Source organism: Litorisediminivivens sp. KMU-197 (genome assembly GCF_056858395.1).
The window spans coordinates 381,945-408,114 of sequence record NZ_JBXEQG010000001.1 but is presented as its reverse complement, the minus strand read 5'-3'; the positions used below and the strand labels follow the sequence as shown (position 1 = coordinate 408,114).

At 64.2% G+C, this 26,170-nt stretch carries 28 protein-coding genes; 12 read left to right on the top strand and 16 right to left on the bottom strand.

The genetic code is table 11. The annotated features are described in order from the left end of the window. The first annotated feature begins 39 nt into the window (after positions 1-39). Together AC04PT_RS01985 and AC04PT_RS01980 are read left to right on the top strand one after the other, a co-directional pair. Positions 40-1,059, top strand: coding sequence for a hypothetical protein (locus AC04PT_RS01985; RefSeq protein ID WP_482871813.1), 1,020 nt, complete (start codon positions 40-42; stop codon positions 1,057-1,059). Positions 1,060-1,079: 20 nt separating this feature from the next. Beyond that, positions 1,080-1,481, top strand: coding sequence for a hypothetical protein (locus AC04PT_RS01980; protein ID WP_482871812.1), 402 nt, complete (start codon positions 1,080-1,082; stop codon positions 1,479-1,481). 88 nt (positions 1,482-1,569) lie between these two features. Here AC04PT_RS01980 and AC04PT_RS01975 read toward each other — a convergent pair whose 3' ends face one another. After that, positions 1,570-2,016, bottom strand: a complete 447-nt coding sequence (locus tag AC04PT_RS01975; protein ID WP_482871811.1) for a hypothetical protein — start codon at positions 2,014-2,016, stop codon at positions 1,570-1,572. 90 nt (positions 2,017-2,106) lie between these two features. Continuing rightward, positions 2,107-4,989: an excinuclease ABC subunit UvrA gene (uvrA, locus tag AC04PT_RS01970; protein ID WP_482871810.1), complete on the bottom strand. Its 2,883-nt coding sequence runs from the start codon at positions 4,987-4,989 to the stop codon at positions 2,107-2,109. 252 nt (positions 4,990-5,241) lie between these two features. On the opposite strand from uvrA, the gene AC04PT_RS01965 reads away from it, so the two are divergent. The 4 genes from AC04PT_RS01965 to AC04PT_RS01950 all read left to right on the top strand — a co-directional run bounded on the left by AC04PT_RS01965 (position 5,242) and on the right by AC04PT_RS01950 (position 7,981). Continuing rightward, positions 5,242-5,709, top strand: a complete 468-nt coding sequence (locus tag AC04PT_RS01965; protein WP_482871809.1) for an SspB family protein — start codon at positions 5,242-5,244, stop codon at positions 5,707-5,709. A gap of 205 nt (positions 5,710-5,914) precedes the next feature. Then, positions 5,915-7,306, top strand: coding sequence for a class II fumarate hydratase (gene fumC / locus AC04PT_RS01960; protein WP_482871808.1), 1,392 nt, complete (start codon positions 5,915-5,917; stop codon positions 7,304-7,306). A 94-nt stretch (positions 7,307-7,400) separates the two neighbouring features. After that, positions 7,401-7,616 carry a DUF4169 family protein gene (locus AC04PT_RS01955; RefSeq protein ID WP_482871807.1) on the top strand — a complete coding sequence of 72 codons (216 nt, stop codon included), beginning with the start codon at positions 7,401-7,403 and terminating at the stop codon, positions 7,614-7,616. A gap of 143 nt (positions 7,617-7,759) precedes the next feature. Continuing rightward, positions 7,760-7,981 carry a ribbon-helix-helix domain-containing protein gene (locus tag AC04PT_RS01950; RefSeq protein WP_482872430.1) on the top strand — a complete coding sequence of 74 codons (222 nt, stop codon included), beginning with the start codon at positions 7,760-7,762 and terminating at the stop codon, positions 7,979-7,981. Between the two features lie 3 nt (positions 7,982-7,984). On the opposite strand, the gene AC04PT_RS01945 is transcribed toward AC04PT_RS01950, so the two are convergent. Together AC04PT_RS01945 and AC04PT_RS01940 are read right to left on the bottom strand one after the other, a co-directional pair. Continuing rightward, on the bottom strand, positions 7,985-8,527 hold the full coding sequence (locus AC04PT_RS01945) for a methyltransferase domain-containing protein (protein ID WP_482871806.1): 543 nt from the start codon (positions 8,525-8,527) through the stop codon (positions 7,985-7,987). A 150-nt stretch (positions 8,528-8,677) separates the two neighbouring features. After that, positions 8,678-9,856, bottom strand: coding sequence for a deoxyguanosinetriphosphate triphosphohydrolase (locus tag AC04PT_RS01940; protein WP_482871805.1), 1,179 nt, complete (start codon positions 9,854-9,856; stop codon positions 8,678-8,680). 101 nt (positions 9,857-9,957) lie between these two features. On the opposite strand from AC04PT_RS01940, the gene AC04PT_RS01935 reads away from it, so the two are divergent. After that, complete coding sequence (locus tag AC04PT_RS01935) at positions 9,958-10,281, top strand: HesB/IscA family protein (protein ID WP_482871804.1); 324 nt, start codon at positions 9,958-9,960, stop codon at positions 10,279-10,281. On the opposite strand, the gene AC04PT_RS01930 is transcribed toward AC04PT_RS01935, so the two are convergent. The 3 genes from AC04PT_RS01930 to AC04PT_RS01920 all read right to left on the bottom strand — a co-directional run bounded on the left by AC04PT_RS01930 (position 10,278) and on the right by AC04PT_RS01920 (position 12,554). Further along, on the bottom strand, positions 10,278-11,234 hold the full coding sequence (locus tag AC04PT_RS01930) for a DMT family transporter (protein WP_482871803.1): 957 nt from the start codon (positions 11,232-11,234) through the stop codon (positions 10,278-10,280). The two genes, AC04PT_RS01935 and AC04PT_RS01930, sit on opposite strands and share 4 nt — an antisense overlap. Continuing rightward, a complete protein-coding gene (locus AC04PT_RS01925) occupies positions 11,234-12,325 on the bottom strand; it encodes a DUF6902 family protein (RefSeq protein WP_482871802.1) in 1,092 nt (363 codons plus the stop codon). The genes AC04PT_RS01930 and AC04PT_RS01925 overlap by 1 nt, the downstream gene beginning before the upstream one ends. Before the next feature lie 61 nt (positions 12,326-12,386). Then, a complete protein-coding gene (locus tag AC04PT_RS01920; protein ID WP_482871801.1) occupies positions 12,387-12,554 on the bottom strand; it encodes a hypothetical protein in 168 nt (55 codons plus the stop codon). 304 nt (positions 12,555-12,858) lie between these two features. Here AC04PT_RS01920 and xth point away from each other — a divergent pair, with 304 nt between their 5' ends. Beyond that, a complete protein-coding gene (xth, locus tag AC04PT_RS01915) occupies positions 12,859-13,641 on the top strand; it encodes an exodeoxyribonuclease III (RefSeq protein ID WP_482871800.1) in 783 nt (260 codons plus the stop codon). A 34-nt stretch (positions 13,642-13,675) separates the two neighbouring features. Here xth and AC04PT_RS01910 read toward each other — a convergent pair whose 3' ends face one another. Continuing rightward, entirely contained in the window at positions 13,676-14,791 is a 1,116-nt protein-coding gene (locus AC04PT_RS01910) for a HupE/UreJ family protein (protein ID WP_482871799.1), read from the bottom strand. Positions 14,792-14,897: 106 nt separating this feature from the next. On the opposite strand from AC04PT_RS01910, the gene AC04PT_RS01905 reads away from it, so the two are divergent. The 3 genes from AC04PT_RS01905 to AC04PT_RS01895 all read left to right on the top strand — a co-directional run bounded on the left by AC04PT_RS01905 (position 14,898) and on the right by AC04PT_RS01895 (position 17,510). After that, positions 14,898-15,785, top strand: coding sequence for a PfkB family carbohydrate kinase (locus tag AC04PT_RS01905; protein WP_482871798.1), 888 nt, complete (start codon positions 14,898-14,900; stop codon positions 15,783-15,785). Further along, a complete protein-coding gene (locus tag AC04PT_RS01900; protein WP_482871797.1) occupies positions 15,778-16,692 on the top strand; it encodes a pseudouridine-5'-phosphate glycosidase in 915 nt (304 codons plus the stop codon). The genes AC04PT_RS01905 and AC04PT_RS01900 overlap by 8 nt, the downstream gene beginning before the upstream one ends. Before the next feature lie 86 nt (positions 16,693-16,778). After that, positions 16,779-17,510, top strand: a complete 732-nt coding sequence (locus tag AC04PT_RS01895; protein WP_482871796.1) for a DUF502 domain-containing protein — start codon at positions 16,779-16,781, stop codon at positions 17,508-17,510. 79 nt (positions 17,511-17,589) lie between these two features. On the opposite strand, the gene AC04PT_RS01890 is transcribed toward AC04PT_RS01895, so the two are convergent. Genes AC04PT_RS01890 through AC04PT_RS01880 form a run of 3 tightly spaced genes read right to left on the bottom strand, consistent with a single transcriptional unit; the run spans position 17,590 to position 19,606 of the window. Further along, positions 17,590-18,255: an alpha/beta hydrolase gene (locus AC04PT_RS01890; RefSeq protein WP_482871794.1), complete on the bottom strand. Its 666-nt coding sequence runs from the start codon at positions 18,253-18,255 to the stop codon at positions 17,590-17,592. Further along, entirely contained in the window at positions 18,252-18,881 is a 630-nt protein-coding gene (locus tag AC04PT_RS01885) for a DNA-3-methyladenine glycosylase family protein (RefSeq protein WP_482871793.1), read from the bottom strand. The genes AC04PT_RS01890 and AC04PT_RS01885 overlap by 4 nt, the downstream gene beginning before the upstream one ends. Further along, positions 18,872-19,606 (bottom strand): precorrin-6A/cobalt-precorrin-6A reductase, encoded by a 735-nt coding sequence (locus tag AC04PT_RS01880; RefSeq protein ID WP_482871792.1) that lies wholly within the window; start codon positions 19,604-19,606, stop codon positions 18,872-18,874. The genes AC04PT_RS01885 and AC04PT_RS01880 overlap by 10 nt, the downstream gene beginning before the upstream one ends. A gap of 64 nt (positions 19,607-19,670) precedes the next feature. Here AC04PT_RS01880 and AC04PT_RS01875 point away from each other — a divergent pair, with 64 nt between their 5' ends. Next, positions 19,671-20,903 (top strand): MFS transporter, encoded by a 1,233-nt coding sequence (locus AC04PT_RS01875; RefSeq protein WP_482871791.1) that lies wholly within the window; start codon positions 19,671-19,673, stop codon positions 20,901-20,903. A 60-nt stretch (positions 20,904-20,963) separates the two neighbouring features. Here AC04PT_RS01875 and AC04PT_RS01870 read toward each other — a convergent pair whose 3' ends face one another. The 5 genes from AC04PT_RS01870 to AC04PT_RS01850 form a co-directional block, all read right to left on the bottom strand. Next, entirely contained in the window at positions 20,964-21,722 is a 759-nt protein-coding gene (locus tag AC04PT_RS01870; protein WP_482871790.1) for a squalene/phytoene synthase family protein, read from the bottom strand. Then, a complete protein-coding gene (cimA, locus tag AC04PT_RS01865) occupies positions 21,719-23,335 on the bottom strand; it encodes a citramalate synthase (protein WP_482871788.1) in 1,617 nt (538 codons plus the stop codon). The genes AC04PT_RS01870 and cimA overlap by 4 nt, the downstream gene beginning before the upstream one ends. Next, positions 23,335-24,696 carry a cysteine--tRNA ligase gene (gene cysS / locus AC04PT_RS01860; RefSeq protein WP_482871787.1) on the bottom strand — a complete coding sequence of 454 codons (1,362 nt, stop codon included), beginning with the start codon at positions 24,694-24,696 and terminating at the stop codon, positions 23,335-23,337. The genes cimA and cysS overlap by 1 nt, the downstream gene beginning before the upstream one ends. Positions 24,697-24,829: 133 nt before the next feature. Further along, complete coding sequence (locus AC04PT_RS01855; RefSeq protein ID WP_482871786.1) at positions 24,830-25,741, bottom strand: DMT family transporter; 912 nt, start codon at positions 25,739-25,741, stop codon at positions 24,830-24,832. A 49-nt stretch (positions 25,742-25,790) separates the two neighbouring features. Beyond that, positions 25,791-26,165: a VOC family protein gene (locus tag AC04PT_RS01850; RefSeq protein WP_482871785.1), complete on the bottom strand. Its 375-nt coding sequence runs from the start codon at positions 26,163-26,165 to the stop codon at positions 25,791-25,793. Between the last annotated feature and the right edge of the window lie 5 nt (positions 26,166-26,170).

The following is a 26,170-nucleotide window of genomic DNA, read 5'->3' as shown; positions in this document are numbered from 1 at the left end:
TGGTCGGGCGTTGATTGGCAAATGACGCAGAGGACCACCATGACCCGTTTCATCTCTCCCCTCGCCCTCGCCGCGATGCTGAGCCTGCCCGCCGCGGCCCATGCCGCCCCCGTGATGCTGCCCGAGGCGGATGCGCTTTCGGTCGCGGTCGAGGGACTTCACCTTGCCAAGAACGAGGGCAAGGGGAAGGACAAGGCCAAGAAGAAGGCGAAGAAAAAGGCCAAAGCCAAGAAGGCCAAAAAGGCGAAGAAGGACAAGCAGCAGAAGGCCAAGATCAAGGTCAAGCGCAAGGACGCTAACGCCAAGGTCGAGATCAAGGACGGCAAGAACAAGGCCAAGATCGAGACTAAGGACGGATCGGCCAAGGTCGAAATCGACGGCGACGCCGAATTCACCCGTCAGGCGCTGTCGCGCCTTTCCGGTCTGGGCGTGCCGCTGGCGGTACTGGGCACGGCCGGACTGGCCGACATCCTGATCGACTGCCCCCCGGGTCTTGCCGACAAGACCATCCCCTGCGTTCCGCCGGGACAGGCCAAGAAGGGCGTGACCGCCGAGGAATGGGCCACCCGCAACGATGACGAACTGCGCGCCGCCCTGATCGAGCGCCAGCGCGATCTGGATGTCGAGATCGAGCGGGAGTACGAATTCGAACTCGAAGAGATCGAGGACGAGGACGACCGCGACCCCTTCGTCAATGACTTCGCCCTGAGCCAGGATCGCATCATCGAGATCTTCGACCTCGACCCTGCCCCGGAAGATCACGCCTATGTCGTCGTCGACGGCCGACCGGTGCTGCTGGATGATGAAAACTATCAGCGCATCCGCCTGCTGCGCGGGCTGGACGAGATCGAGGTCTACGAGGTCGACGATCTCGACATCATGTCGGTCATGGGTCACGACGGCTTGGGCGCGGCATATGACCTGCCCGAACCGCCCGCCGATCATTACTACGCGGCCGTTGACGGCGAGGTCTGGCTGATGCCGTCAAAGGCCTACGAAATGATGCAACTGCTGCGCATTGCCGCCATTGCCCCCGCCCCGCTGGTGGAAAAAGGCTGAAGCCGTAAGGCTTGGCGCATATGACAGGCTGCATTAAGATGGGCGACGTGCCGATCACGACCCTGATACCCCACTTGGCAAGACTGCGGCGTGCCGCGGTCTTCGCCATGCTGGTGTCATTGCCCGTGTCCGCCCAGGCCTGCATGGTCACCGCGACCAAATGCGTGACGCCCGGCGACAACTACATCAGCCGCGACAGCATCGTGTTCAAGAAAGCTCCGCGTCGCGCGCCGCCGGTCGAGATCGGGGACATTCTGCCCGACGAATACACCATGCTGATGAACCGCAGCCGCTACGGCCTTCCGCCGGTCGGTGACGGGTGGCACTATTATCGCGTCGAGAACCGGGTGTACCGGGTGGAATACGGCACGCGCAAGGTGCTGGAGGACGTGACGCATCTGACCAACCGGGCGTTCTTCTGACGCCCCGTTATCGCTTGTGCAACGTCCCTATCCGAACCAGATATCCTTTATCCGCTGCGACCCCTTTTTGGTCACAATATTCACCCGATCAGGTCTGAATATCTTTCTTAATGGCCGCACCATATTCATAACAACGACTATCGCGTCCAATAAGTTCACGCACCAATACGGGATTCGAATAAGCGCCTGTCGAGCGGGCGAATTGCGCCACAAGCGGCCAAGGGATCTCGCCGCCGAACATCGTAGCTTGGTCAGAACTGTCTTCGTCGCAGGTCCAAGGTCTGAAACCGTTCGGACCGACAAAGCCTTTCTGCACCTTCTCCCAATCGGATTGAGAGATCTCATACGCATTGACCTGCCCGGTCGGCGCGCCGCATACGCGTGGATAAACAACACAATCTTGTCGTTTCTCGGCGGCGAGAACCTTGGCACCAAGTTTTTTGAGCTCCTTTTGCATCTCGGCAAGAGGTACGCCCTCAAAAGTCTCGTCGCACTGTTTTGTTTCGTCGTCTTTAATGATCCAAATAGTACCCATCACATCCTTCAGAAAGTCTGTTCAGACTTCTATTGGACGGGAGCACCAACTTCCAAACAACCCACTCGGAATGTTTTAACGAAGAATTAACTACTCCGCCGCCACCTTCTGCGGTTTCAGCATCGGTTTCAGGTAATGCCCGGTGTGACTCTCGGCCATCTCGGCCACCTTTTCCGGCGTGCCTTCGGCCACGATCCGGCCACCGCCGTCGCCGCCTTCGGGCCCGATGTCGATGATCCAGTCGGCGGTCTTTACCACATCGAGGTTGTGTTCGATCACCACTACCGTGTTGCCTTGGTCCACCAACTCGTGCAGCACCTCCAGCAGCTTGCGCACATCCTCGAAGTGCAGGCCCGTCGTCGGCTCGTCGAGGATATAGAGCGTCCGCCCGGTCGAACGTTTCGCAAGCTCCTTCGACAGTTTCACACGCTGCGCCTCGCCGCCCGAAAGCGTCGTCGCCTGCTGGCCGACCTTGATATAGCCGAGACCCACGCGCATCAGCGCATCCATTTTGTCGCGGATCGACGGCACGGCCTTGAAGAACTCCTGCGCCTCTTCCACCGTCATGTCGAGCACGTCGGCGATGCTCCTGCCCTTGAACTTGATCTCCAGAGTCTCGCGGTTGTAGCGCGCGCCCTTGCAGGTTTCGCATTCGACATAGACGTCCGGCAGGAAGTGCATCTCGATCTTGATGACACCGTCGCCCTGACACGCCTCGCAGCGGCCGCCCTTGACGTTGAAGCTGAAGCGGCCCGGCTTGTAGCCGCGCGCCTTGGCCTCGGGCAGACCGGCAAACCAGTCGCGGATCGGTGTGAATGCCCCGGTATAGGTAGCCGGGTTCGAACGTGGCGTGCGCCCAATAGGCCGCTGGTCGATGTCGATCACCTTGTCGAGGTGTTCCAGCCCCTTGATCGTCTCGCAAGGCGCCGGCGTCTGGCGCGCGCCGTTCAGCCGCATCGAGGCGGTCTTGAACAGCGTCTCAATGGTCAGCGTCGACTTGCCGCCGCCCGACACGCCGGTGACGCAGACGAACTTGCCCAGCGGGAACTTGGCGGTGACGTCTTGCAGGTTGTTGCCGGTGGCCTTGACCACGGTGACCGCCTTCTTGTTGCCCTTGCGCCGGACGCTCGGCACCGCAATCTCGCGCTGGCCGCTGAGGTACTGCCCGGTCAGCGACGCGGGGTCGCGGCAGACATGATCCGGCGTCCCGTGGCTGACCACCTGTCCGCCGTGCACCCCGGCCCCGGGACCGATGTCGAAGACGTAATCCGCCTCACGGATCGCCTCTTCATCATGTTCGACCACGATCACCGTGTTGCCCTGATCGCGCAGGTTCTTCAGGGTGCCAAGCAAGCGGTCGTTGTCGCGCTGGTGCAGCCCGATGGAAGGTTCGTCCAGCACATAAAGCACACCAGTCAGGCCCGAGCCGATCTGTGACGCCAGCCGAATCCTCTGGCTTTCGCCGCCCGACAAGGTGCCGGCATTGCGGCTCAGCGTCAGGTATTCCAGCCCGACGTTGTTCAGGAAGCCCAGCCGCTCGCGGATTTCCTTGAGGATGGCGCGGGCGATCTCGGTCTTCTGCGGGCTCAGGTGGTTGGGCACCTCCTTGCACCAGTCAAAGGCCTCGCGGATCGACATCTGCACCACCTGGCCGACGTGCAGCAGCTTCTCAGGGTCGTCGGACGGCCCGATCTTGACCGCCAGCGCCTCGTCCCGCAGGCGATAGCCGCCGCAGGTGTGGCAGGCGCGGTTGTTCTGATAGCGTTCGAATTCCTCGCGAATCCAGTTCGAATCCGTTTCGCGGTAGCGGCGTTCCATGTTGGGGATGACGCCTTCGAAGACACGGCTGATCTGGTAGACCCGCCCGCCCTCGTCATAGCGGAACTCGATCTCCTCGTCGCCGGAACCGTAAAGGAAGACCTGCTGCACATAGGCCGGCAGATCCTTCCAGCGGGTGTTCTTGTCGAATTCGTAGTGTTTCGCCAGCGCCTCGATGGTTTGCAGGAAATACGGGCTCTTCCCCTTACGCCAAGGGGCCAGCGCACCGTCATAGATCTTCAGCGTGGCATCCGGCACCACGAGGCGTTCGTCGAAGAACAACTCCATGCCGAGGCCATCGCACTCGGGGCAGGCCCCGAAGGGCGCGTTGAAGGAAAACAGCCGCGGCTCGATCTCGGGGATGGTGAAGCCCGACACCGGGCAGGCAAAGTTCTCGGAGAACGTGATGCGCTCCGGGTCCTCGTCGTCGCGCGGCGCGGTCTCGAGGATGGCGATGCCGTCAGCGAGGTCCAGCGCGGTGCGGAAGCTGTCGGCCAGGCGCGTCTCCAGCCCCTCGCGCACCACGATCCGGTCCACCACCACGTCGATATCGTGACGGTACTTCTTGTCCAGCGTCGGCGGCTCGTCCAGCTCGTAGAAGGCGCCGTCGACCTTGACCCGCTGAAACCCCTGCTTACGCAACTCGAGGAACTCCTTGCGGTACTCGCCCTTGCGGTCGCGGATGATCGGCGCCAGCAGATAGCCACGCGTGCCCTCCTCCAGCGTCATGACCCGGTCGACCATGTCCTGCACCTGCTGCGCCTCGATCGGCTTGCCGGTGGCAGGTGAGTAAGGCGTACCGGCGCGGGCGAACAGAAGCCGAAGGTAGTCGTAGATCTCGGTGACGGTGCCGACGGTCGACCGCGGGTTCTTGGACGTGGTCTTCTGCTCGATCGAGATCGCCGGGCTGAGGCCGGATATGTGATCGACGTCGGGCTTCTCCATCATGTCGAGGAATTGCCGCGCATAGGCCGACAGCGACTCGACATAGCGGCGCTGGCCCTCGGCATAGATCGTATCGAAGGCGAGCGAGGATTTCCCCGACCCCGACAGCCCGGTAATCACCACGAGCTGATCGCGCGGGATATCGACATCGATCCCCTTGAGATTATGCTCGCGCGCACCGCGCACCTCGATATGCTTCAACTCGGCCATGAAACCCCCAACGCTGTCCCCGGGACAGTTAGTCATGCGGGCGCGAAAAACAATCGGCCGCGCCCGGCCATTGCCAGAACATTACCGGAACATTAACGCATCGTCACGGCATTTGTGGCAATTACCTGTGGATAAGCGGCACCGTGCCGCAGGGCCGGCCTCGGAGGGCGGTTTGTAAACGTGGTGGTCGGCAGGCTCTTTTGTTTCGGCCCGAATCCCCTATGATCGATTCATGCCTTCCGGGAAGACGACATGACCAGCAGCATCGACTATGGCAATCTCATGCACCGCGCCATGCGGGGGCTTATTCGTGAAGTGCTGGAAGGTGTTGCACGGGACGGCCTGCCGGGCGAGCATCACTTCTTCATCACCTTCGATACCACCCACCCCGAGGTCGAAATGGCCCAGTGGCTGGCCGAGCGTTACCCGCAGGACATGACGGTGGTGATGCAGCACTGGTACGAGAACCTCGATGTGGCCAGCGAAGGCTTTTCGGTCACGCTGAATTTCGGCGATGCGCCCGAGCCGCTGTACATCCCCTACGACGCGATCAAGACCTTCGTGGACCCGTCCGTCGAATTCGGCCTGCGCTTCGAGACCCAGGACGACGAAGACCCGCCGCTGGCCGCCCTGCCGGACGAGGACACGCCCGAGGCCGGGACCGACAAGGACGCCCCGCATGACGCCGAGGTCGTGAGCCTCGACAGCTTCCGCAAGTAACGGCTGCCTTGCCCGCACCGCAGTCCCGGACTTGATCCGGGACCTCCGCGGCCAACGTGATTGCGAGGCCCCGGATCAGGTCCGGGACGCTTGAGGACACCCCCGCCTCTTGTTACCGCCAACAGCGCGGTATTCCATGGTATACACCGTTGATCTCCGCCTCATTTGCGGTATTGAAGGCGCAAACCCGCATAGGAGCGCCCCGATGAGCGAGACCCGCACCGAAACCGACAGCTTTGGCCCGCTTGAGGTCCCCGCAGACAAGTACTGGGGCGCGCAGACGCAGCGCTCGATCCTGAACTTTCCGATTGGATGGGAAAAACAGCCCATCGCCATCGTCCGCGCGCTGGGTGTCATCAAGAAGGCCTGCGCCATCGCCAACCGCGATCTCGGCAAGCTCGACGACCGGCTGGCCGAGGCGATCATCCAGGCCGCGGGCGAGGTGTATGAGGGCAAGTTCGACGACAACTTCCCGCTGGTGGTCTGGCAGACCGGCTCGGGCACCCAGTCCAACATGAATTCGAACGAGGTGATCTCGAACCGCGCCATCGAGATCCTCGGCGGCGAAAAGGGATCGAAGGACCCCGTCCACCCCAACGATCACTGCAACATGGGGCAGTCCTCCAACGACACCTTCCCCACCGCCATGCATATCGCCACCGCGATGACCGCGCATGACGTGCTGATCCCGGGGCTCGAGAAGCTGCACGCCGCGATGCAGAAGAAGGTCGAGGAGTTCGACGGCATCATCAAGATCGGCCGCACCCACACCCAGGACGCCACGCCGTTGACGCTGAGCCAGGAATTCGGCGGCTACACCCACCAGATCGCCATGGGCATCCAGCGGGTCAAGGACGCGCTGGGCCGGATCTACGAACTGGCGCAGGGCGGCACCGCCGTCGGCACCGGGCTGAACACGCCCGAGGGCTGGGGCGAGACCGTGGCGAAACACATGGCCGAGATCACCGGCCTGCCCTTCGTCACCGCCCCCAACAAGTTCGAGGCGCTGGCCGCCCATGACGCCATGGTCGAAATGTCCGGCGCGCTCAAGGTGGTCGCAGCCTCGCTGTTCAAGATCGCCAACGACATCCGCCTGCTGGGCTCCGGCCCGCGCTGCGGCCTGGGCGAGCTGATCCTGCCCGAGAACGAACCGGGCAGCTCGATCATGCCCGGCAAGGTCAATCCGACCCAGTGCGAGGCGCTCACCCAGGTCTGCGCGCATGTCTTCGGCAATGACGCGGCCGTCGGTTTCGCGGGCTCGCAGGGTCATTTCGAACTGAACGTGTACAAGCCGATGATGGCCTACAACGTGCTGCAGAGCATGCAGCTTCTGGGCGATGCGGCCTCGGCCTTCACCGACAACCTCGTGGTGGGGCTCGAGGCCGACCGCGACCGGATCGAAAAGCTGATGCGCGAAAGCCTGATGCTGGTGACGGCGCTGGCGCCCGAGATCGGTTACGACAACGCCACCAAGGTCGCCAAGACCGCGCACAAGAACAAGACGACCCTGAAGGAAGAAGCCATCGCGCTGGGCTTCGTCGATGAGGAAACCTTCGATCGGGTGGTCCGCCCCGAGGACATGGTCGGCCCCAGGTAGTATCGCGATCCCCGGCACGACGTCTTCGTGTCGGGGATTGATTTGACGATGCCCGCCGAGATGCTAGGATTTTGGTCAATTGGAGGCATCACCCGTGTCGGCAAAGATCATCAATCTCAACCAGGTCCGCAAGCAGCGGGCGCGCAAGGCATCGAGGGCACAGGCGGATGAAAACGCGGTCCGGTTCGGCCGCAACGCGGCGCGCAAAAAGGCCGACGAAGCCGAGAACCGGCAACGCGACGCGACCCTTGATGGAAGCCGGATCGAGATGCCACCGGAAGATACCGATCCCGACGCCGGATCGCCTTAAAGTTATTTCAAGAGTAATGGGCTTGATTGACATTCAATGCCGGACCCGATGAGGCCTTCGCCGACCCGCTCTGATCCTCGGGCGGTTCGGAAGGGTCGCCATGCCGTGCGGACCGGTCAGGAAAATTGGAAGATGGGCTCATGATGAACGGAAGGCCGAAAAAACGATCGCTGACCTTGCGCGGGCACCGGACCTCGGTATCGCTCGAGGATGACTTCTGGCGTGCGTTCCGCGAGATCGCCCTGCAAAAGGGCCGCCCGGTCAATGCCTTGGCCGCCCAGATCGACGAGGACCGCGGCACCGACTGCGGCCTCGCATCGGCCATCCGGCTGTACGTGCTCCGCCATTACCGCAACGCGGCCTGACGCTCAGAACCCTTCCTTCTGCGCCAGCGCCCAGGCGCAGATCGGGAACGCGTCGTCATTTTCCAGATCGTCTGTCGCGCGGTCGTATACGGGTGGCCACTTGCCCACGATGTTGCGCAGCCCCGCCGCCCGGTTTCCCCATTGCTCTGACACGACATTGTCCTTGGCAAACCCGGCCTCGATCAACAGGTTCGCGAGCCCCCGCGCCGACCAGCGTGAGCAATCCACCGGCGCGCCGTGGTAGGGCACGAAAAACGGAACCGCGATCCAGAAATATCCGCCCGGGCGCAACATCTCGCGTACGTGACCGATGGCCTTGTAGGGCCGGTCGAGATGTTCCCAGACCTGGTTGGCCAGCACGATATCGCATTGGATCACCTGCCCGGCGTCGTCGTGCAGCGGACCCGTGCAGATGTCGTGCTTGGGAAAATACAGTGACTTGTAGCTCTTGAAACCGAGGTTCTTGCCCCAGACACCCGAGATTTCGACCGCGTCCAGCGCCTCGGGCCGAAGTGTCCGGATCAGGATCCGGCTTTGCTTCTGCATGAAAATTCGATTCAGGCTCGCCACGTTCAGACCTCGGATCGTTTTTCCGCAACCCTAATTCGCGTCTGTTAACCTCTTCAAGCGGCGCAAATGTGTCAGGACGATGCGCATATGCGTCACCGTCCCACCCACAAGAGCCCGACTTTGGCTTCAGGTCCTGCCCTCTTCCTTCAGCTTTGCATGTGCCTGAAGCGCGAACCGGTCGGTCATTCCGGCGATGTAATCCGAAACCGCGCGCGCCCGCAGCGTTTCGTCGCCCGGCAAGGGATGCAGCGCATCCTGCCAGGCCGCGGGCAACTGGCCCGGATCCTGCATGTAGCTGGCGAAGAGGTCCTCGACCGCCTGCCCCACGCTGCGCCGCACCTCCATAACCGAAGGCGCGCGGTACATCCGGTCGAACAGGAATCTGCGGATCTGCTGGATGTCCGCCCAGAGCCCGGCCGAGAACCTTACCACCGGCGCGTCGAGCGCACGGATGTCCTCGACCGTCTCGGCCCCCGAGGCGTCCAGCAGCGCCGCCGAGGTGTCGATCACGTCCGCCACCATCACGCCGAAAACCCGCCGCAGGCCTTCGTGGCGCCGGCGCTTGGCCTCCAGCCCCGGGTATATGCGATCCACCTCGGCGAAGCAGCCGCCGATGACCGGCAGGTCGCAGATATCGTCTTCGTTAAACAGCCCGGCGCGCAGCCCGTCGTGTAGGTCATGATTGTTATAGGCCACGTCGTCGGCAATCGCCGCCACCTGTGCCTCGGCCCCGGCATGGGTGTGCAGCTCAAGATCGTGGCGGGCGTTGTACTCAGCCAGCGCCCAGGGCAAATCGCCGGCCACCGGACCATCGCCGGGAAGGGGCGTCACCGGGCCATTGTGTTTCGCAATGCCTTCAAGGGTTTCCCAGGTCAGGTTCAGCCCGTCGAACTCGGCATAATGCTGCTCCAGCGTGGTGACGATGCGCAGCGCCTGCGCGTTGTGATCGAAGCCGCCGTAGGGCTTCATCACCGCGTCCAGCACATCTTCGCCGGTGTGGCCAAAGGGCGTGTGGCCCAGATCGTGCGCCAGCGCGATCGCCTCGGTCAGTTCCTGGGTCAATCCAAGGGCGCCCGCGATCGTCCGCGCCACTTGCGCCACCTCGATCGAATGGGTCAGCCGGGTGCGATAGTAATCGCCCTCATGCTCGACAAAAACCTGGGTCTTGTGCTTGAGCCGCCTGAAGGCGCTGGAATGAATGATACGGTCGCGGTCGCGCTGGAAGCACGAGCGGAAGTGGCTTTCCTGCTCGGGGATCTGCCGCCCGCGTGACCGTTCCGGCCGGGACGCATATAGCCTGTGCATGGATGCCTCCTTGTTCCGGGCCTGCGGGAAATCTATATTGCAGCGCGAGACACGTGAAAACCGCCGCAAGGCGGGAATACACGGAAATATGGAGAAATGTCATGCAGTTGCCGCCGAAAGTCACCGACAGGGCCTTCGCACGCCTGGCCGAGATCGGTGCCGCTGACGAGGGCAAGGCCCTGCGGGTCGCGGTCGAGGGTGGTGGATGCTCGGGGTTTCAGTACGATATCCGCCTCGACGAGCCTGCAGATGACGACCTCGTGATGGAGGGCCACGGCGAAAAGGTTGTGGTCGACAAGGTCTCGCTGCCGTTTCTGACCGAGGCCGTGATCGACTTCAGCGAAGAACTGATCGGCGCGCGCTTCGTGATCGAAAACCCCAATGCCAGCAGCTCCTGCGGCTGCGGCACGTCGTTCTCGATCTAGTTGGTGACGCGGCTCAGCGCGGGTTTGCGAAACATGGGCGTGGCCGCGGATACCGGCCCGCCGCGCTGCTGATGGTGCTGATGGTGCTGTTCAAGCACCAAGTAGATGCCCGAGACCATGACGATCATCGCGCCGATGAAGGTGCTGGCCGCCGGGACCTCGTTGAAGAACACCAGCCCGATCAGCACCATCCAGACGAACTGAAGGTTCATCAGCGGTGTCACCGCATAGGCAGTCAGATGTCTGAGCGCGATCACCAGCAGCAGCCGTGCCGAGAACAGTACCACCGCGCAGAGCGTCACCATCGTCAGGTCGAACAGCGGCATAGGCTGCCAGCCCATCGGCGCCAGCATCACCATCGACAGAAACACCGCCGCCTGCGGATAGAACACCTGCGCCAGCGAATTCTGCTCGTGCCGGCCGATGTAGCGCGCCAGCACGATTGACGCGGTGCCCGCGACCGATCCTATGAAGGCGCAGACATGGCCATAGGTAAGCGCCGACAGGTCGACCTCGACCATGCAGAGCACCCCGACGAAGCCGCAGGCCAGCGCGATCCACGCCGACACCGGAACCCGTTCGCCCAGAATAGGCCCCGACATCAGCGCCGAGAAAAGCGGCACCAGCGCGATGAACAGGAAGACCTGCGCGAAGACAAGCGTCGCAAGGGCGTGAAAGAACATCAGTGTCGCCAGCACGGTCAGCGCCGCGCGGATCGCCATGGTGCCCGGGCAAGAGGTGCGCAGGCTGCCCTTGGCCTGGTCGCGGGCCATCCGGCCCGAGCCCAGCGACATCAGCGCGATCAGAAGCGCCACGATGCTGAGCAACTGTGGTGCGTCGTAGGATTGCGCAAGGTATTTGGTCAGCGCGTCGGAAAAGGTGATGAGAACGGTATAGACTGCCATCAGGCAGATGCCGAGCACCGGCAGCGTCATGCGTCTCGGCGCCACCATCAGGCGCTGACCTTCTGTGCGCGGGAGAAGTCTTCGAAGAATGCGTCGAATTGGCCGGTCGAGGCTTCCGCCTGCTCAAGGCGATGACGCGCCGGTCCGGACAGGGCGGCCTCGATCCGGTCGCGCATGGCGGCCCAGATCTCGCAGCGCTCGCTGCCCATGTGGAACAGTTTGCGCGAAATCTCACCCAGGGCGCCGCGCGCCGCGGTCTGGCGATGAAAGCTCAATCGTCCTTTTGATGCCACGGCGGGAACGCCGGCGAACATCCCATCGCCTTTGGTGCCGGCCAGCCAATTCGCGGTCAGGAACTCATGATAGAGGTCCTGAACCGGGCGCTGCCCGGCAATCTCCTCGGTTTGTGAAACCTGAACGTCCGTCATCTTCTGCGCGACCCAATCTTCCCAAATCACCGATGGGTTGTATCCTGCATAGCGCATTGCCACGCAGATCTCAGCAAGAAGATCCAAGTTCCCGTCCAGAAAAGCCAAAATGCCTGCATTTTCGAGCGATCGCAGTGCATTCGGCCCAAGCTCCGGGTTCTTCCTGCCATATTCTGACAGGTAGAATACGATGTGGGTCAGTTCGAAGGCAGCCTTTTTATTGGGCAATGCGAAGCGTTCCGGACGCGCTATGAAGTCACGCAGACGCGCTTCAGCGTCGCCGCGATTGCCCAGCGGATCGTACCCGCGACGGCGCATAAGCCGTTGCGCCTCAAGCCGCTGGATATCTGACGTCTCTCCGCCTGCAAGATCCTGACGCATCGCCCAGGCGCACATCGCCTCGGCCGAATCGCCGCCGATCCCGAGTGCTTCGAGATCGAGCGTGAGCGACAGAATGAACCGGTAGTATTGCGGAAAGAAGGCCAGCTTCTCGCGCGCGGTGTCGTAGAAGGCGGCGTAAGGCTCCAGCAGCGTTGCCGGAACCTCTTGCCCCGTACATTCGAGAATATTCACCAGCTCGGCATTTTCCTTGAGCCAGAACACATCCTCGGGGCCGCGCCGATGCGCGGCAAAGCTGCGGATGAGCGCGCCTGCGCGCGCTGCCCGCCGTTCTTTGGGGCCGGCCACATTCAAATAGACAACGTTCGACATAGTCAGGTCCTCCGATGACTGGGAATGCGCCCGGCCCGGGCGTGTCAGTGACGCGCGGCTCTTACGAGCAGCACATCATCGCCTGAACCTGGTCACCGTCGAACATGTCGGTGCCGTCTTCGACCGAGCAGCACATCATGGTGTCGACGTGATCACCGGTCGAGATTTCGGTGGTTTCGATGACCAGTTCTTCGGTTTCGTTAATGGTTTCTTGAACAAGTGCCAGCATGGTTATCTCCTGAGCTGAGGTGTTTTACACGAGCTCAGAATTCTCCCCCTTACCGGGCATGGCAAATATTTTTTCAACCATAGCTTGTGGATAAGTCTGTTATCCACACAAATAACGGTATACATTTACCTGCAATTTTTACACAAAATCCGGTCCGCACAAATATTAATCGCACGGTCTGTTTCTTCTTAAATCGCGGGTTGTGCCGGGATCTGCCTGCGAATCGCGCGGGTGCTTCCAATTCGCCCGTCTTGTTTTCCGCCCATTGCAAAGGATAGTGTGCCGGTATGTGCAGGAGGGCGAATTGAAGATCGCGACTTTCAACATCAATGGAATCAAGGCGCGTATCAACGCGCTGACCGACTGGCTGACCGAGGCCGCGCCCGACGTCGCGCTGTTGCAGGAGATCAAGTCGGTCGATGAGAACTTCCCGCGCGAGCATTTCGAAGACATGGGTTACAACGTTGAAACCCATGGGCAAAAGGGCTTCAACGGGGTGGCCATCCTGTCGCGGCTGCCGCTCGAGGATGTCACCCGCGGCCTGCCCGGAGACGACAGCGACGAACAGGCCCGCTGGATCGAGGCGACGGTAATGGGCGACCATACCGCGGTGCGGATCTGCGGGCTCTACCTGCCGAATGGCAATCCGGTGCCCGGCCCGAAATACGATTACAAGCTGGCCTGGATGGAACGGCTGAAATCGCGGTCCGAAACGCTATTGGCAGAAGAGGCTCACGCAATTATAGCGGGAGATTTCAATATAATTCCTCAATCAGAAGATGCAGAGACGCCGAAGCAATGGGAGGGCGACGCCCTATTCCTGCCTGCGAGCCGCGCGGCATTCCGGCGAATCATCCATCCCGGCTATACCGACGCCTTTCGCGTCCGCACCCCCGGCCCGGGCCACTACACCTTCTGGGATTATCAGGCCGGGGCTTGGCAAAGAAACAACGGCATCCGCATCGACCACCTTCTGCTGACGCCTGAATGTGCCGATCTGCTTGTCGATTGCCAGATCGACAGCGCCGTGCGTGGCCGTGACAAGCCCTCAGACCATGTGCCTGTCTGGGTCGAGATCGCGGCGTGAGCCGTAGGATGGGTGCTAGGCACCCATCCCGCCGTCAGATCACCCGTTCCACGAACCAATAGGCCCCCACCAGCGCGATCACCACCGAGGCCGGCACCGCGATGAAAGGCCGGTAGAAGCTTTTGCGGCCGAACCACAGCCCCACCGCGAGGAAGGCCAGCGCGATCACCGTGAGCTGCCCCAGTTCGACACCCACGTTGAACCCCAGGAGCGCTGGCACGAATTGCCCGGCCGGCAGCCCGAATTCGCCCAGCACGCTGGCAAAGCCCAGCCCGTGCAGCAGCCCGAAGCAGAACACCACCACCGGCCGCCAGGCATGCATCCGGGGCGAGAAAATGTTCTCCACCGCGACATAGACGATCGAGGCCGCGATGATCGGCTCCACGATCGACCCCGGCACATTGACGATCCCCAGCGCTCCCAGCGCCAGTGTCACTGTGTGCGCGGCGGTGAAGGCCGTGACCTGCCACAGCAGCGGCCCCAGCCGCGTCGACAGGAAGAACAGCCCCAGCACAAACAGGATATGGTCCAGCCCCTTGGGCAGGATATGATCGAAGCCCACTGGCACGTAGTCGACAAAGGTCTGCCAGCCCGAAGCCGTACCGCCCTGCCCCGGCACGATCTCGTCGCTTGCCTCGCCGCCCTCGATGATCCCGGTATAGCCGTCCTCGACGCCCATCTGCCGCAGCACCAGCGTGCCGTAGCCATCCGGCCAGCGCAGCACCAGCGGTGCGGTGCTGCTGGCAAGCTGCCCGCGCAATGACAGGGTACTCTCACGCACGAACTCCGGATTGCCCAGCGCGCCGATCTCGACACCCGTCACCTCGAGCGGCACCGCTTCGCCGCCGCTCTCCAGCACGATCCGGTTCGCCATCTCCTCGGCCACGGGGGCAAAGCGGTCGCGCATCTCGTCCGCCGGCAGGGCGCGCAGCGTATCGTAATCGTCCGAGCGGTCGGTCGCGTCGGTGTCTTCCAGCCCGTCGAGATCAATGCCCACCGCGAAGGCCTCGGCATTGATCCGCAATCGCATTTCGACCGCGCCGTCCGCCACCGCCAGGTCGGCAATCGTCGGCATCACCTCGTGGCTTGAGGCCACCCCGGCCCCCAGCGCCGCCCAAAGCACCGCCACGGCGGCCAGAAAATTACGCATCCACACACTCCCTGCTCGAATTGCCCGCAGAATGCCGCGCATCCCGACAGGTACAACCCAAACCTACGGCTTGCGGCAGAAAAAGTTTCGCGTCACAAGCTCACGCATGACTGACGTACTCTGCATCGGCTCCGTACTCTGGGATGTGATCGGCCGCTCGGCTTCGGTCATGCGACAGGGCAGCGACGTGCCCGGCCGCATCACCCAGATCCCCGGTGGCGTGGCGCTCAACATCGCGATGACACTGCGCCGCTTCGGGTTGCGCCCGGCGCTGCTCAGCGCGGTGGGCCGCGATGTGCTGGGCGACGTGCTGGTCGGCGAATGCGAGGATATGGGGCTGGACTGCCGATACCTCTATCGCTCCGACGACCTGCCGACCGATCGCTACATGGCGGTCGAGGGCGCCAACGGGCTGATCGCCGCCATCGCCGACGCCCATTCGCTGGAAGCCGCCGACGACAAGATCCTCCGCCCCCTTACCGACGGCCGTCTCGGCAGCGCCGACGCACCCTACACCGGCCTCATCGCGCTGGATGGCAACCTGACCGAACATCTGCTGGGCAAGATCGCCCGCGACCCCGCCTTCGCCCAAGCCGACCTGCGCGTCGCGCCGGCCTCGCCCGGCAAGGCCGAGCGCCTGATGCCCTTCGTGCGACGTCCCGGCGCGGTGCTTTACGTCAACCGCGAAGAGGCGGGGATCCTCTGTCAACAGGAGTTTCCCAACGCCGAAGCCGCCGCCGCGGAACTCGTCCGGCGCGGCGCCAAACGCGCGTTGGTCACCGACGGAGGCAATCCTTCCGCTGACGCCGACCCGACAGACACGGTCACCGAATCGCCGCCGCAGGTGCTGGTCACCCGCGTCACCGGCGCCGGCGACACCTTCATGGCCGCCCACATGGCCGCCGAGGCCGCAGGACAGGACCGCGCCGCCGCGCTGCACCGCGCGCTGACCGCCGCCGCCCGCTACGTATCAGGAGAGACCCCGCATGATTGACATCCGCTATTCCGCCGAGGTCGCCAAGGCGCGTGACGAGAATCGCCCGCTGGTCGCCCTGGAAAGCACGATCATCACCCACGGCATGCCCTATCCGCAAAACCTGGAGATGGCGCGCGGCGTCGAACAGGTGATCCGCGACAACGGCGCCACCCCGGCCACGATCGCCGTGATAGAAGGCCAGCTTTGTATCGGCCTCGACGATACGCAACTCGAAGCCCTCGCCCAGACCCGTGGCGCCGCGAAGCTGTCGCGCGCCGACATGGCCGCCTGCCTCGCTACGGGCGGCACCGGCGCCACCACCGTCGCCGCCACCATGATCGGCGCGGCAAAGGCGGGGATCGAGGTCTTTTCCACGGGCGGCATCGGCGGCGTCCACCGCGGCGCCGAGCGGAGCTTCGACATCTCCGCCGACCTTCAGGAACTCAGCCGCACTGGCGTCACCGTCGTCGCTGCCGGCGCCAAGGCCATTCTCGACCTGTCGAAGACGCTGGAAGTGCTCGAAACCCTTGGCGTCCCGGTCATCGCCTACGGCCAGAAGGCCTTTCCCGCCTTTTGGTCCGCCACCTCGGCCTTCTCCGCGCCGCTGCGCATGGATGACGCGGCCACAATCGCCCGCGCCCACCGGATGCGCCGCGCCCTTGGCCTCTCGGGCGGCCAGCTGATCGCCAACCCGATCCCCGCCGAGGCCGAGATTCCCCGTACCGAGATCGATCCGGTCATTGCCCGCGCCCTCGCGGATGCCGAGACCCACGCCATCGCCGGCAAGGACGTCACGCCGTATCTGCTGCAACGCATCTACGAGTTGACCGAAGGCCGCTCGCTGACCGCAAACATTGCACTGGTCCGCAACAACGCCCGCCTCGGGGCCGAGATCGCTTGTGCATTGAACAAATTCGACGGATAACCGATCCCCGGGCCGCCCGGCCCATTGAGATTGACCCGCCGCGCACCTAGCTTTCCTGCGGGGACGACCAGGGGAACGACGGCCGCATGACCACACCATTCGACGAAGACATCCCGCCCCGGCATCGGCCGAGCTGGGTTTCGCGTTTCCGCGCGTCGTTCCTGACCGGGCTGGTGGTGATTGCGCCGGTCGGCCTGACCATGTGGCTGATCTGGTCGGTGATCGGCTGGGTCGACGGCTTCGTCCTGCCCTTCGTGCCCGATGCCTACCATCCCGAGCCGCTGCTGAACCGCTTCCTCGGGATGCGCGACCCCAACGACCCCGACTGGATACCGGTCAACGTGCGCGGCGTCGGCGTCATCGTCTTTTTGTTGTTCACCCTGTTCGTCGGCTGGATCGCCAAGGGCATCATCGGCCGCTCGCTGGTGCGCTACGCCGAGAGCCTCGTCGACCGTGTGCCGGTGGTGCGTTCGATCTACTCGGGCGTGAAGCAGATTGCCGAGACCGTCTTCAACCAGGAAGACCGCAGCTTCGAGAAGGCCTGCCTGATCGAATACCCGCGCCGTGGCATCTGGGCGATTGGCTTCATCTCGACCCAGGCCAAGGGCGAGATCGCCAAGCGCGCCGAGACCAGCAGCGGCCTGATGTCGGTGTTTCTGCCGACAACGCCCAACCCGACCTCGGGCTTTCTGCTGTTCGTCCCCGTAGAGGACGTGATCGAACTTGACATGAGCGTCGAACAGGCCGCCAAGCTGGTGATCTCGGCAGGGCTTGTCTATCCCAACGGCCAGGACCCCACCAAGCCGCAAAAGGGCTGAGTGCCCGGGTCCTTCTTCTGGCCGAAAGTATACCGTGGGAGCCGACGGCGGGGGCAGAGCCCCCGGTATCCCGTCCGCCTTAGAACCCGCATTTGTCCCGCAGAAATGCCAGCGCCACGCCCAGGCCGTCCGGCGCGATGCCGTGCGCCGTGCCTTTCATGACATGCGCAAAGACTTCCTTGAACCCGGCCTTCTGCAACGCCTCCGCCGCTTCCGGCAGGGATTGCGGCGGCACCACGTCGTCCTGATCGCCATGCACCAGCAGGATCGGCGGAAAGCTCACCGCCTCGTCCTCCAGCGCTTCGGGTGACAGCAGCCGCCCCGAGAAGCCAACGACCCCGGCCATTTCATCCTCGCGGCGCGGCGCCACGTGCAGCGACATCATCGTGCCTTGCGAGAAACCGAACAAGGCGACCTGCTCGGGCAGCACGTCCTCATCCACCATTACCGAATCGAGATAGGCGTTCAGATCCTCGACCGCGCGCGCCATGCCCGCCTCGGCCTCTTCCTGCGACGACCCGTCGATCCACGGGATCGGGAACCACTGAAATCCCATCGGCGCCCCGGCGCAGGCCTCGGGCGCGTCGGGCGACAGGAACAGCGTGTCCGGCAGGTGCTCGCCCAGCGGATCGGCCAGCCCCAACAGATCGGCCCCGTTGGCGCCGTAACCATGCAGGAAGATCACCACCGAGCGGGTGGTGCCGGATACCGGTTCCTTGCGGCCGGATGTCAAAACGCGGGTCATCGAATTCCTTCCCTGTCCTTTGCCTGCATGTAGTAGGCCCAGAGCGCCCGGGCCGCAACCGACCGCCATGGCGACCACGCTTCCGCCATCTGACGAAACGCCCGCTCCTTCGGCCGCTCGGGCAAGTTCAGCAGCACCCGCGCCGCCTCCTGCATCGCCAGATCCCCCGGTGCGAAGACATCCGCGCGGCCGAGCGAAAACATCGCGTAGACCTCTGCCGTCCAGACGCCGATGCCCTTGACCGCCACCAGCCTGCGGATCACCTCGTCGTCCGGCAGGTCGCGCAAGGCCGCATAGTCGATCCCCGCCTCTGCCAGCGCCCGCGCATAGATCGCCTTCTGCCGGCTCAGCCCCAGCGCGCGCAGGTCCCCGTCCGTAGCCGCCAGCACCGCCTCCGGCGTCACCACGCCCGCCGCCGACATCTTGCGCCAGACCGCCTCGGCCGAGGCGACCGAGACCTGCTGACTGACAATCGCGTTCAGCAGCTGGGCGAACCCGTCCGCCCGGCGCCGCAACGGCAATGGCCCGATGTCCAGCGCCGGCGCAAGGCGCGGATCGTTGCGCCGCAACCAGTCCACGCCTTCGGCCACGCAGTCGTCCGTCTCGATGATCCGCCCTACAGCCATGCCTCGATCCTCCGAACCGCTTCGCTCACGCTTCGCACCACCGGTGCCTCCGGCAATTTAGGGCGATCCAGCATGCCGACCCGCAACCCCATTTGCCGCGCCGCCTCAAGCTTCGGCCAGCCGCCCCGCCCGCCGGCATTGCGCAGGATCAGCCAGTCGATCCCAAGCCGCTGCATCATCGCCTTTTCGCCGGCCACCGAAAACGGCGCCTCGCCCGTCAGGAACCGCCCGCGCGGCAAGGGGAACACGTCGTCATGCGCGGTGATCTGACGCGCATAGACATAAACCCCGCGCAGGCAGGCAAACCGGCGCAGCGTCTCGCGCCCCGTTGCCAGCAACACCCGTTCGCCCGGCACCACGTGACGCGCGGCATCCGCCTCGCGTCTCAGCCGCACCCAGCGATCCCGACGCCCCGGCCGCCACGGAGGCCGCTCCAGCCGCAGCAGGGCCGCCCCGTCCCGGACCCCGCTCCGGGACCTCTCGGCCAGCCCTTTCGCCATGCGCGAGGAATGCGCGTCGTTGGGATGCGAGGCATCGACCACCAGCCGCACCTGCACCCAGTCGATCGCCGCGATCTTCACCACCGGCACCGCCCAGTACTGCGCCATCCGCTCTGCCACGGGCAGCACCACCACCGCGCGTCCCGCCAGCCGCGCTGCCAACGCACGCGCCTCCGCCGAGCCGCCAATGATCACGATATCCGCATCCACCATGTCGAGAGGCATAGCGTGAGCCGACGCTCCTCCGCCACCCCTTGCCGCCCCCGCGATTGCCCTATACCGCTGAGCCATGACCGAGACAGCCGCCCCCACCGACATGACCGATCACCGCCGCGCGAAACGCAATGTCGTCGTGCTGGTGCTGGCGCAGGCGATCCTCGGCGCGCAGATGCCGATGATCTTCACCATTGGCGGTCTGGCCGGGCAGTCGCTGGCCGCGAACCCCTGTTTCGCCACTCTGCCGATCTCGCTGATCGTGATCGGCTCGATGCTGACCGCCACCCCAATCTCCAATTTCATGCAGCGCCATGGCCGCCGCGCAGGGTTCTACGTCGGCGCGCTCGGCGGCGCTGCCGGCGGGCTGATCGGTGCCTACGCGCTCTACCTGCAAAGCTTCCCGCTGTTCCTCGCAGGCTCCTTCCTGACCGGTATCTACATGTCGGCGCAGGGTTTCTACCGCTTCGCCGCCGCCGACACCGCGCCCGATGACTTCCGCCCCAAGGCGATCTCTTACGTGATGGCGGGCGGGCTGGCCTCGGCCGTGATCGGTCCGCAGGTGGTGAAGCTGACGGCGGATGCCTACGTCATTCCCTTCCTCGGCACCTATGCCGCGGTGATCGCCTTCAACCTGATTGGCGCTTTGCTGTTCCTCTTTCTCGACATTCCCAAGCCCCCGGCGCCCTCGCACGATTCGCCCATTGGCCGCACGAGGTGGCAGCTCATCACCACGCCGCGCATCGCCGTCGCCGTGATCTGCGCCATGGTGAGCTACGCGCTGATGAACCTGGTGATGACCTCGACGCCGCTGGCCGTGGTGGGCTGCGGCTTCGACAAGGGCGACGCGGCCGACGTGGTCACCGCCCATGTGCTGGCGATGTTCGCGCCCTCGTTCTTCACCGGCCACCTGATCGCCCGCTTCGGGGTCGAACGCATCATGGCGCTGGGCCTGATGATTCTCGCCGCCGCCGGGGCCGTTGCGCTGGCAGGTGTCGAACTCGGCAACTTCTTCATTGCGCTGGCACTGCTGGGCTTCGGCTGGAACTTCGGCTTCATCGGTGCCACCACCATGCTGGCCTCGGCCCATTCCCCGGAAGAGCGCGGACGGATGCAGGGCATGAACGACCTTATCGTCTTTGGCGGGGTTTCCGTGGCCTCACTCGCCTCCGGAGGCCTGATGAACTGCTCCGGCAGCACCGCGCAAGCCGGCTGGACGGCGGTCAACCTCGCCATGGCGCCGTTTCTGGTGCTGGCGGGCGGCGCACTGATCTGGCTGATGCTCCGGCCCCGAAGCGCCCCCGCCTGATCCGGACGGGCCAAAATCCGTCAACGGATTTTTCAAAATTCGTCGACGAATTTTCGCCGCTCAGACCGCGCCCAGCATCGACCGCCGCAGCAGCCCCGCCTTGCGGCGGAACTCCGACAGGCCCAGCGATCCCTCGGCCACGCGGCCCGGCGCCGCGACAACCTGCCGGAGCACCGCCTCTGCCTGCCACCCGGCCCAGAGCGCCGGCCGCGCCCGTTTCACCACGTGCTTGCCCTGCCGCATCCGCAGCAGGGCTTCCTCGGCCAGCCCGCGCACCGCCTCGGGGCGGCCATCGACCAAGGGGATGCGCCCCCGCGCCTCTAGCTCCGGCACTGCCTGAAAATAGGCCGCAACCCCGGCGCCCCATGCAAAATCCCGCACCGCGGCCTCGTCCCTGGCCCCCAGACACGCCGCCGCGACCCACATCAGGTGGCCGGCCGTCCGGTCGATGTAGCTGTCAAAGGCATCGCGATCCTCAAACGCCTCGCGCCCGATATCCCAGCGTCGCGCCGCCACCAGACCGTCCAGCAGGTGCGCCTGATCGCGGCTGACCACCTGCGCCAGCGGCGTCACCACCTCGTGCCTCCGCACCACCCTGCCCGCGGCAATCTCATCCAGAGCGTCGCGCCACCACTGCAGCCGCATCTCGGCGATCATCGGCTCCTGCGTCACCCAGGGCGCGCGCGCCACCTCGAGGTTGAAGGCATAGAGCGGGAACAGCTTTTCCCGCGCCGCGACCGGGGCCGCCATGGCGCTGGCAAACCGGTCGGAATCGCCTGTCTCGACGATGGCCGCGCAGGCCTGCCAGCCGTCGATCATCCGGCCGCCGTGTCGCGGATCAGCTTCCAGCGGATCGCATCCAGCAGCGCCTCCATCGAGGCATCGACGATGTTCGGGCTGACCCCCACCGTCGACCACCGCCGCCCCTCGCCATCCTCGCTGTCGATGATGACGCGGGTGACGGCCTCGGTCCCGCCCTGGGTGATGCGCACCTTGAAATCCACCAGGTGCATGTCGTCGATCGAAGCCTGGTACTTGCCCAGGTCCCGCTTCAACGCCTGGCTCAGCGCGTTGACCGGCCCCCGGTCATTGCCCTCGTCGTCATGGCTTTCGCTGACCGAAAGGATCTGCTCGCCGTCGATCGTCACCGCCACCACGGCCTCGGACGCGCTGACGATCCGCCCCAGCGCATTGCGCCGCCGCTCCACCGTCACCCGATAGCGATCCAGTTCGAAGAACCGCTGCATCTGCCCCAACTCGTCCCGCGCCAGCAATTCGAAGGACGCCTGTGCCCCGTCATAGGAATAGCCGTCGGTTTCCCGCGCCTTGACCCGTTCAAGGATGCGCCCCAGCGCCGGATCGCCCTTTTCGACAGACAGCCCGGCATCCGACAGCCGCTGCCGCAGGTTCGATTGCCCGGCCTGGTTCGACATCGGAATGATCCGCGCATTGCCGACCTCGGCCGGGTCGACATGCTCATAGGTTGCCGGGTTCTTCAGGATGGCGCTGGCATGCAGCCCGGCCTTGTGCGCAAAGGCGCTGGCGCCGACATAGGCGGCCTGCCGCTGCGGCACGCGGTTGAGGATCTCGTCCAGCATCCGGCTGATACGGAGCAGGCCTTTCAGCGCATCGCGCCGGACCCCGATCTCGAAACCGCTGGCGAAGGGCTCCTTGAGCAGCAAGGTCGGGATCAGCGTCGTCAGGTTGGCGTTGCCGCAGCGTTCACCCAGCCCGTTCAGCGTGCCCTGCACCTGCCGCGCCCCGGCCTCGACGGCAGCAAGGGAACCCGCGACCGCGTTCTCGGTGTCGTTGTGGGTGTGAATGCCCAGCTTGTCGCCGGGAATGCCTGCCGCGATTACCTCGGTGACGATCCGGCCGATCTCTCCCGGAAGGGTGCCGCCGTTGGTGTCACACAGCACGACCCAACGCGCCCCGGCATCCAGCGCGGTCCGCAGGGTCTCCAGCGCATACTCCGGATCGGCCTTGTAGCCATCGAAGAAATGCTCCGCATCGAACAGGGCCTCGCGCCCCTGGCTTGCGATATGCGCCACCGAGCGCGCCACGTTGTCGGTGTTCTCGGCCGTGGTGATCCCCAGCGCCGCCTCGACGTGCCAGCTGTGCGCCTTGCCGACAAGACAGACCGATCCCGTCCCGGCGTTCATCACCGCCGCCAGCACATCGTCGTTCTCGGCGCTCATGCCGGCGCGCTTGGTCATGCCGAAGGCCGTCATCTTTGCGCGGGTCTTCGGCGCCGCCTCGAAAAACGCCGAGTCGGTCGGGTTCGCCCCCGGCCATCCGCCCTCGATGTAATCGAGCCCCAGCCCATCCAGAGCCTCGGCGATCCGCACCTTCTCGGCGGTCGAGAACTGCACGCCCTGCGTTTGCTGACCATCGCGCAATGTGGTGTCGTAGAGGTAAAGACGCTCCGCCATCAGAGTCCCTCCAGCTTGCCGGCATCGAAGCCCGGACCCGGCACTAGCTCGACCCCCGCCTTGCTCATCCGCACTTCCACCCCGGCGGCGATCAGCGCCTGCTTCATCGCGTCGACTTCGGAAAAATCCTTGGTTTCCATGGCCTTTTCCCGCGACATTGAAAGCTTTCCAGCCAGCGGGGTCAGATCGACGTCGATGCTATCCCATCCGCCGAGCGCTTCGCCCAGCAACCCGAGCAACGCCGCCCCGGCCTTCAGAGCCGGGGTGTCACCGGCGGCGGCAAGTCTGTGCAATTCCGCGATGGCTCCCGCCGTGTTCAGATCGTCCGCCACGACCGTCAGCACCGCCTCGGGCACATCGCCGGCATCTACATTCACCGTAAGCGCGCGCCACTTCCGAAGTACCGCCTCGGCTTCGTCGCGCTTCTTCGCGGTCCAGTCCATCGGCTTGCCGTAGTGGGTGCTGAGGAACACGAAACGGATCACCTCACCCGGGACACCTTCGTCCAGCAAGTCCCTGACGGTAAAGAAATTACCCAGAGACTTCGACATTTTGCGCCCTTCCACCTGCAGCATCTCGTTGTGCAGCCAGACACGGGCGAAATCGCCCTCGGGATGGGCGCAGCAGCTTTGCGCGACCTCGTTTTCGTGGTGCGGGAACATCAGGTCGTTGCCGCCGCCATGGATGTCGAAGGACGCGCCCAGCAGGGCGTGCGACATGGCCGAGCACTCGATATGCCAGCCGGGACGGCCGCGCCCCCATGGGCTGTCCCACCCGGGCAGGTCGTCTGCCGAGGGCTTCCACAGCACGAAGTCCATCGGGTTGCGCTTGTAGGGCGCCACCTCAACCCGCGCGCCGGCGATCATGTCGTCGATGCTGCGACCGGACAGTTTCCCATACTTGTCAAAGCTTTCCACGGCGAAGAGAACGTGGCCGTCGGCGGCATAGGCATGGCCGCGCGCGATCAGGGTCTCGATCATCTCGATCATCTGCGGAATGTACTCGGTCGCCCTTGGCATCTCGGTCGGCTCAAGCGTGCCGAGGGCGGCCATGTCGTCCAGATACCACTGCGTCGTCTCGGCCGTGATCTCGCCGATCGAGCGTCCGGTCTCTGCCGCGCGCGCGTTGATCTTGTCGTCGACGTCGGTGAAGTTGCGCACATAGGTCACATGCTCTGCCCCATAGACATGCCGCAACAGCCGGAACAGCACGTCGAACATGATCACGTTGCGCGCATTCCCAAGGTGCGCGCGGTCGTAAACCGTTGGACCACAAAGGTAAATCCGCACGTCCGCCGGATCGATCGGAGTGAAGACCTCCTTGCGACGGGTCTTCGTGTTGTGCAGTCTGATCTCGGTCATGGCCTCTCCTCGGCGCGCACGGATGCTCGCGGCGGGCTTAGCAAGATCGGTTCACAAAGGAAACAAGAGCAGGCCCGCCGACGATGTCAGCGGGTAATGCAGCGAATAATGATCGTGCGCTTGCTCATACCGGTCATGTAGCACAGGGTTTGCCGTCGGCCAAGCGCGGTTTTCCGGGTGCGCGCTGATCGCGCAGGGTGAAGACGATGCCAAGGGCAATCAGGCCGGCGCCAAGCCATGTCAGCGGACCGTAACGCTCGCCCAGAAGCAGGACGGCCGCAGCCATGCCGGTCGCGGCGGCGACATACCCGATCTGGCTGAGCATCACCGGACCGCCAAGCCGTTGCAGGCGGAAGAAGGCCGGAAAGGTTGCACCGGCGACCAGCATCTGAGCGAGGGTTTCGGTTGGTATTTCCATCAATGTTATCAAATTATTGCCGGCAGAAGTGAATGCAATGAGGCCAGCAAAGACCACGGCCGCGGTCAGGTGGCTCCAGAAGGCCAGTGCCATCGGCTCCACCCCCTGCGGCCAGTCGAGCGTGCGGTAGACATTGCCGATGGCGAGGATGACGGGGATGCCCACGGCGGCCATGGCCCAACCGGCGGATCCGCCCAGGTCGCCGCGTCCAAGCGCGACGAGCATGGCTCCGGCAAGGCCTAGCGCGATCCCGACAAGACCCGTCAGCTTGGGTGCGCGCAGGCCGAACAGCAGCGAAAGGCCCAGGGTGAAGACCGGCGAGAGGGCGAACATCATCCCGACCTGACCGGCCCCGACGTGCGGAATTGCTGCGAAAACCAACAGGTTGGCCCCAACGAAGGTGATCAGGCCAGCGAGCACCACATAACGCAGCGCGGCACCGCGCGGCAGGGCCAGCGTGCCACGGGCCAAGAGGATCGGCAGCAGGGCCAGCGAAGCTCCGACCGAGATGACGAGCGCCCACAGCGCCGGCGGCACCTGCGCATTCCCGGCCAGTTTGCCCAGCGGGAAGTTGAGGCCGGTCATGAAGCCAACGTAAAGTAGAAGAAACGTCAGAGGGTTGTTCACTGTTGCTCACCTGAAATTGGAGGGTTGTCTGCGGGGTCCGCGACGACGGTCAATCGTAGCTGACGACTTCGTATTCGACACCATCGGGACCTTCGAAATAAAACCTGCGGCCGGGTTCGTAGTCCGCGTGATTGCCCGGAACGAAGCCTGCGGACTTTACCATTGCCTCGGTTTTATCAATATCTTTCACGACGACGCCAATGTGATTCAGCGCGCCGAGGTAGGCGTATCTACGGCGCCGATCCTCGGTCCGGCCCTGCGGCGCATAAAGCGCAACGTAGCTGTCCTGCGTCCCGACATGCACCGAATGGCCGCCCATGCTCTCACCTTGCCAGCGGATGTGCCAGCCGAACAGGTCGCAGAGGATCGTTGCGGTCTTGTCGGGGTCGTCGACGGTGATGTTGACGTGTTCTAGATGTGCCATTGCAG

Excerpts from the sequence above, each read along its gene's own strand:
- AC04PT_RS01985 (WP_482871813.1), top strand. The coding sequence starts at position 40 with ATGACCCGTTTCATCTCTCCCCTCGCCCTCGCCGCGATGCTGAGCCTG.
- AC04PT_RS01980 (WP_482871812.1), top strand. The coding sequence starts at position 1,080 with ATGACAGGCTGCATTAAGATGGGCGACGTGCCGATCACGACCCTGATA.
- AC04PT_RS01975 (WP_482871811.1), bottom strand. The coding sequence starts at position 2,016 with ATGGGTACTATTTGGATCATTAAAGACGACGAAACAAAACAGTGCGAC.
- uvrA (WP_482871810.1), bottom strand. The coding sequence starts at position 4,989 with ATGGCCGAGTTGAAGCATATCGAGGTGCGCGGTGCGCGCGAGCATAAT.
- AC04PT_RS01965 (WP_482871809.1), top strand. The coding sequence starts at position 5,242 with ATGACCAGCAGCATCGACTATGGCAATCTCATGCACCGCGCCATGCGG.
- fumC (WP_482871808.1), top strand. The coding sequence starts at position 5,915 with ATGAGCGAGACCCGCACCGAAACCGACAGCTTTGGCCCGCTTGAGGTC.
- AC04PT_RS01950 (WP_482872430.1), top strand. The coding sequence starts at position 7,760 with ATGAACGGAAGGCCGAAAAAACGATCGCTGACCTTGCGCGGGCACCGG.
- AC04PT_RS01945 (WP_482871806.1), bottom strand. The coding sequence starts at position 8,527 with ATGCAGAAGCAAAGCCGGATCCTGATCCGGACACTTCGGCCCGAGGCG.
- AC04PT_RS01940 (WP_482871805.1), bottom strand. The coding sequence starts at position 9,856 with ATGCACAGGCTATATGCGTCCCGGCCGGAACGGTCACGCGGGCGGCAG.
- AC04PT_RS01935 (WP_482871804.1), top strand. The coding sequence starts at position 9,958 with ATGCAGTTGCCGCCGAAAGTCACCGACAGGGCCTTCGCACGCCTGGCC.
- AC04PT_RS01930 (WP_482871803.1), bottom strand. The coding sequence starts at position 11,234 with ATGGTGGCGCCGAGACGCATGACGCTGCCGGTGCTCGGCATCTGCCTG.
- AC04PT_RS01925 (WP_482871802.1), bottom strand. The coding sequence starts at position 12,325 with ATGTCGAACGTTGTCTATTTGAATGTGGCCGGCCCCAAAGAACGGCGG.
- AC04PT_RS01920 (WP_482871801.1), bottom strand. The coding sequence starts at position 12,554 with ATGCTGGCACTTGTTCAAGAAACCATTAACGAAACCGAAGAACTGGTC.
- AC04PT_RS01910 (WP_482871799.1), bottom strand. The coding sequence starts at position 14,791 with ATGCGTAATTTTCTGGCCGCCGTGGCGGTGCTTTGGGCGGCGCTGGGG.
- AC04PT_RS01905 (WP_482871798.1), top strand. The coding sequence starts at position 14,898 with ATGACTGACGTACTCTGCATCGGCTCCGTACTCTGGGATGTGATCGGC.
- AC04PT_RS01900 (WP_482871797.1), top strand. The coding sequence starts at position 15,778 with ATGATTGACATCCGCTATTCCGCCGAGGTCGCCAAGGCGCGTGACGAG.
- AC04PT_RS01895 (WP_482871796.1), top strand. The coding sequence starts at position 16,779 with ATGACCACACCATTCGACGAAGACATCCCGCCCCGGCATCGGCCGAGC.
- AC04PT_RS01890 (WP_482871794.1), bottom strand. The coding sequence starts at position 18,255 with ATGACCCGCGTTTTGACATCCGGCCGCAAGGAACCGGTATCCGGCACC.
- AC04PT_RS01885 (WP_482871793.1), bottom strand. The coding sequence starts at position 18,881 with ATGGCTGTAGGGCGGATCATCGAGACGGACGACTGCGTGGCCGAAGGC.
- AC04PT_RS01880 (WP_482871792.1), bottom strand. The coding sequence starts at position 19,606 with ATGCCTCTCGACATGGTGGATGCGGATATCGTGATCATTGGCGGCTCG.
- AC04PT_RS01875 (WP_482871791.1), top strand. The coding sequence starts at position 19,671 with ATGACCGAGACAGCCGCCCCCACCGACATGACCGATCACCGCCGCGCG.
- AC04PT_RS01870 (WP_482871790.1), bottom strand. The coding sequence starts at position 21,722 with ATGATCGACGGCTGGCAGGCCTGCGCGGCCATCGTCGAGACAGGCGAT.
- cimA (WP_482871788.1), bottom strand. The coding sequence starts at position 23,335 with ATGGCGGAGCGTCTTTACCTCTACGACACCACATTGCGCGATGGTCAG.
- cysS (WP_482871787.1), bottom strand. The coding sequence starts at position 24,696 with ATGACCGAGATCAGACTGCACAACACGAAGACCCGTCGCAAGGAGGTC.
- AC04PT_RS01850 (WP_482871785.1), bottom strand. The coding sequence starts at position 26,165 with ATGGCACATCTAGAACACGTCAACATCACCGTCGACGACCCCGACAAG.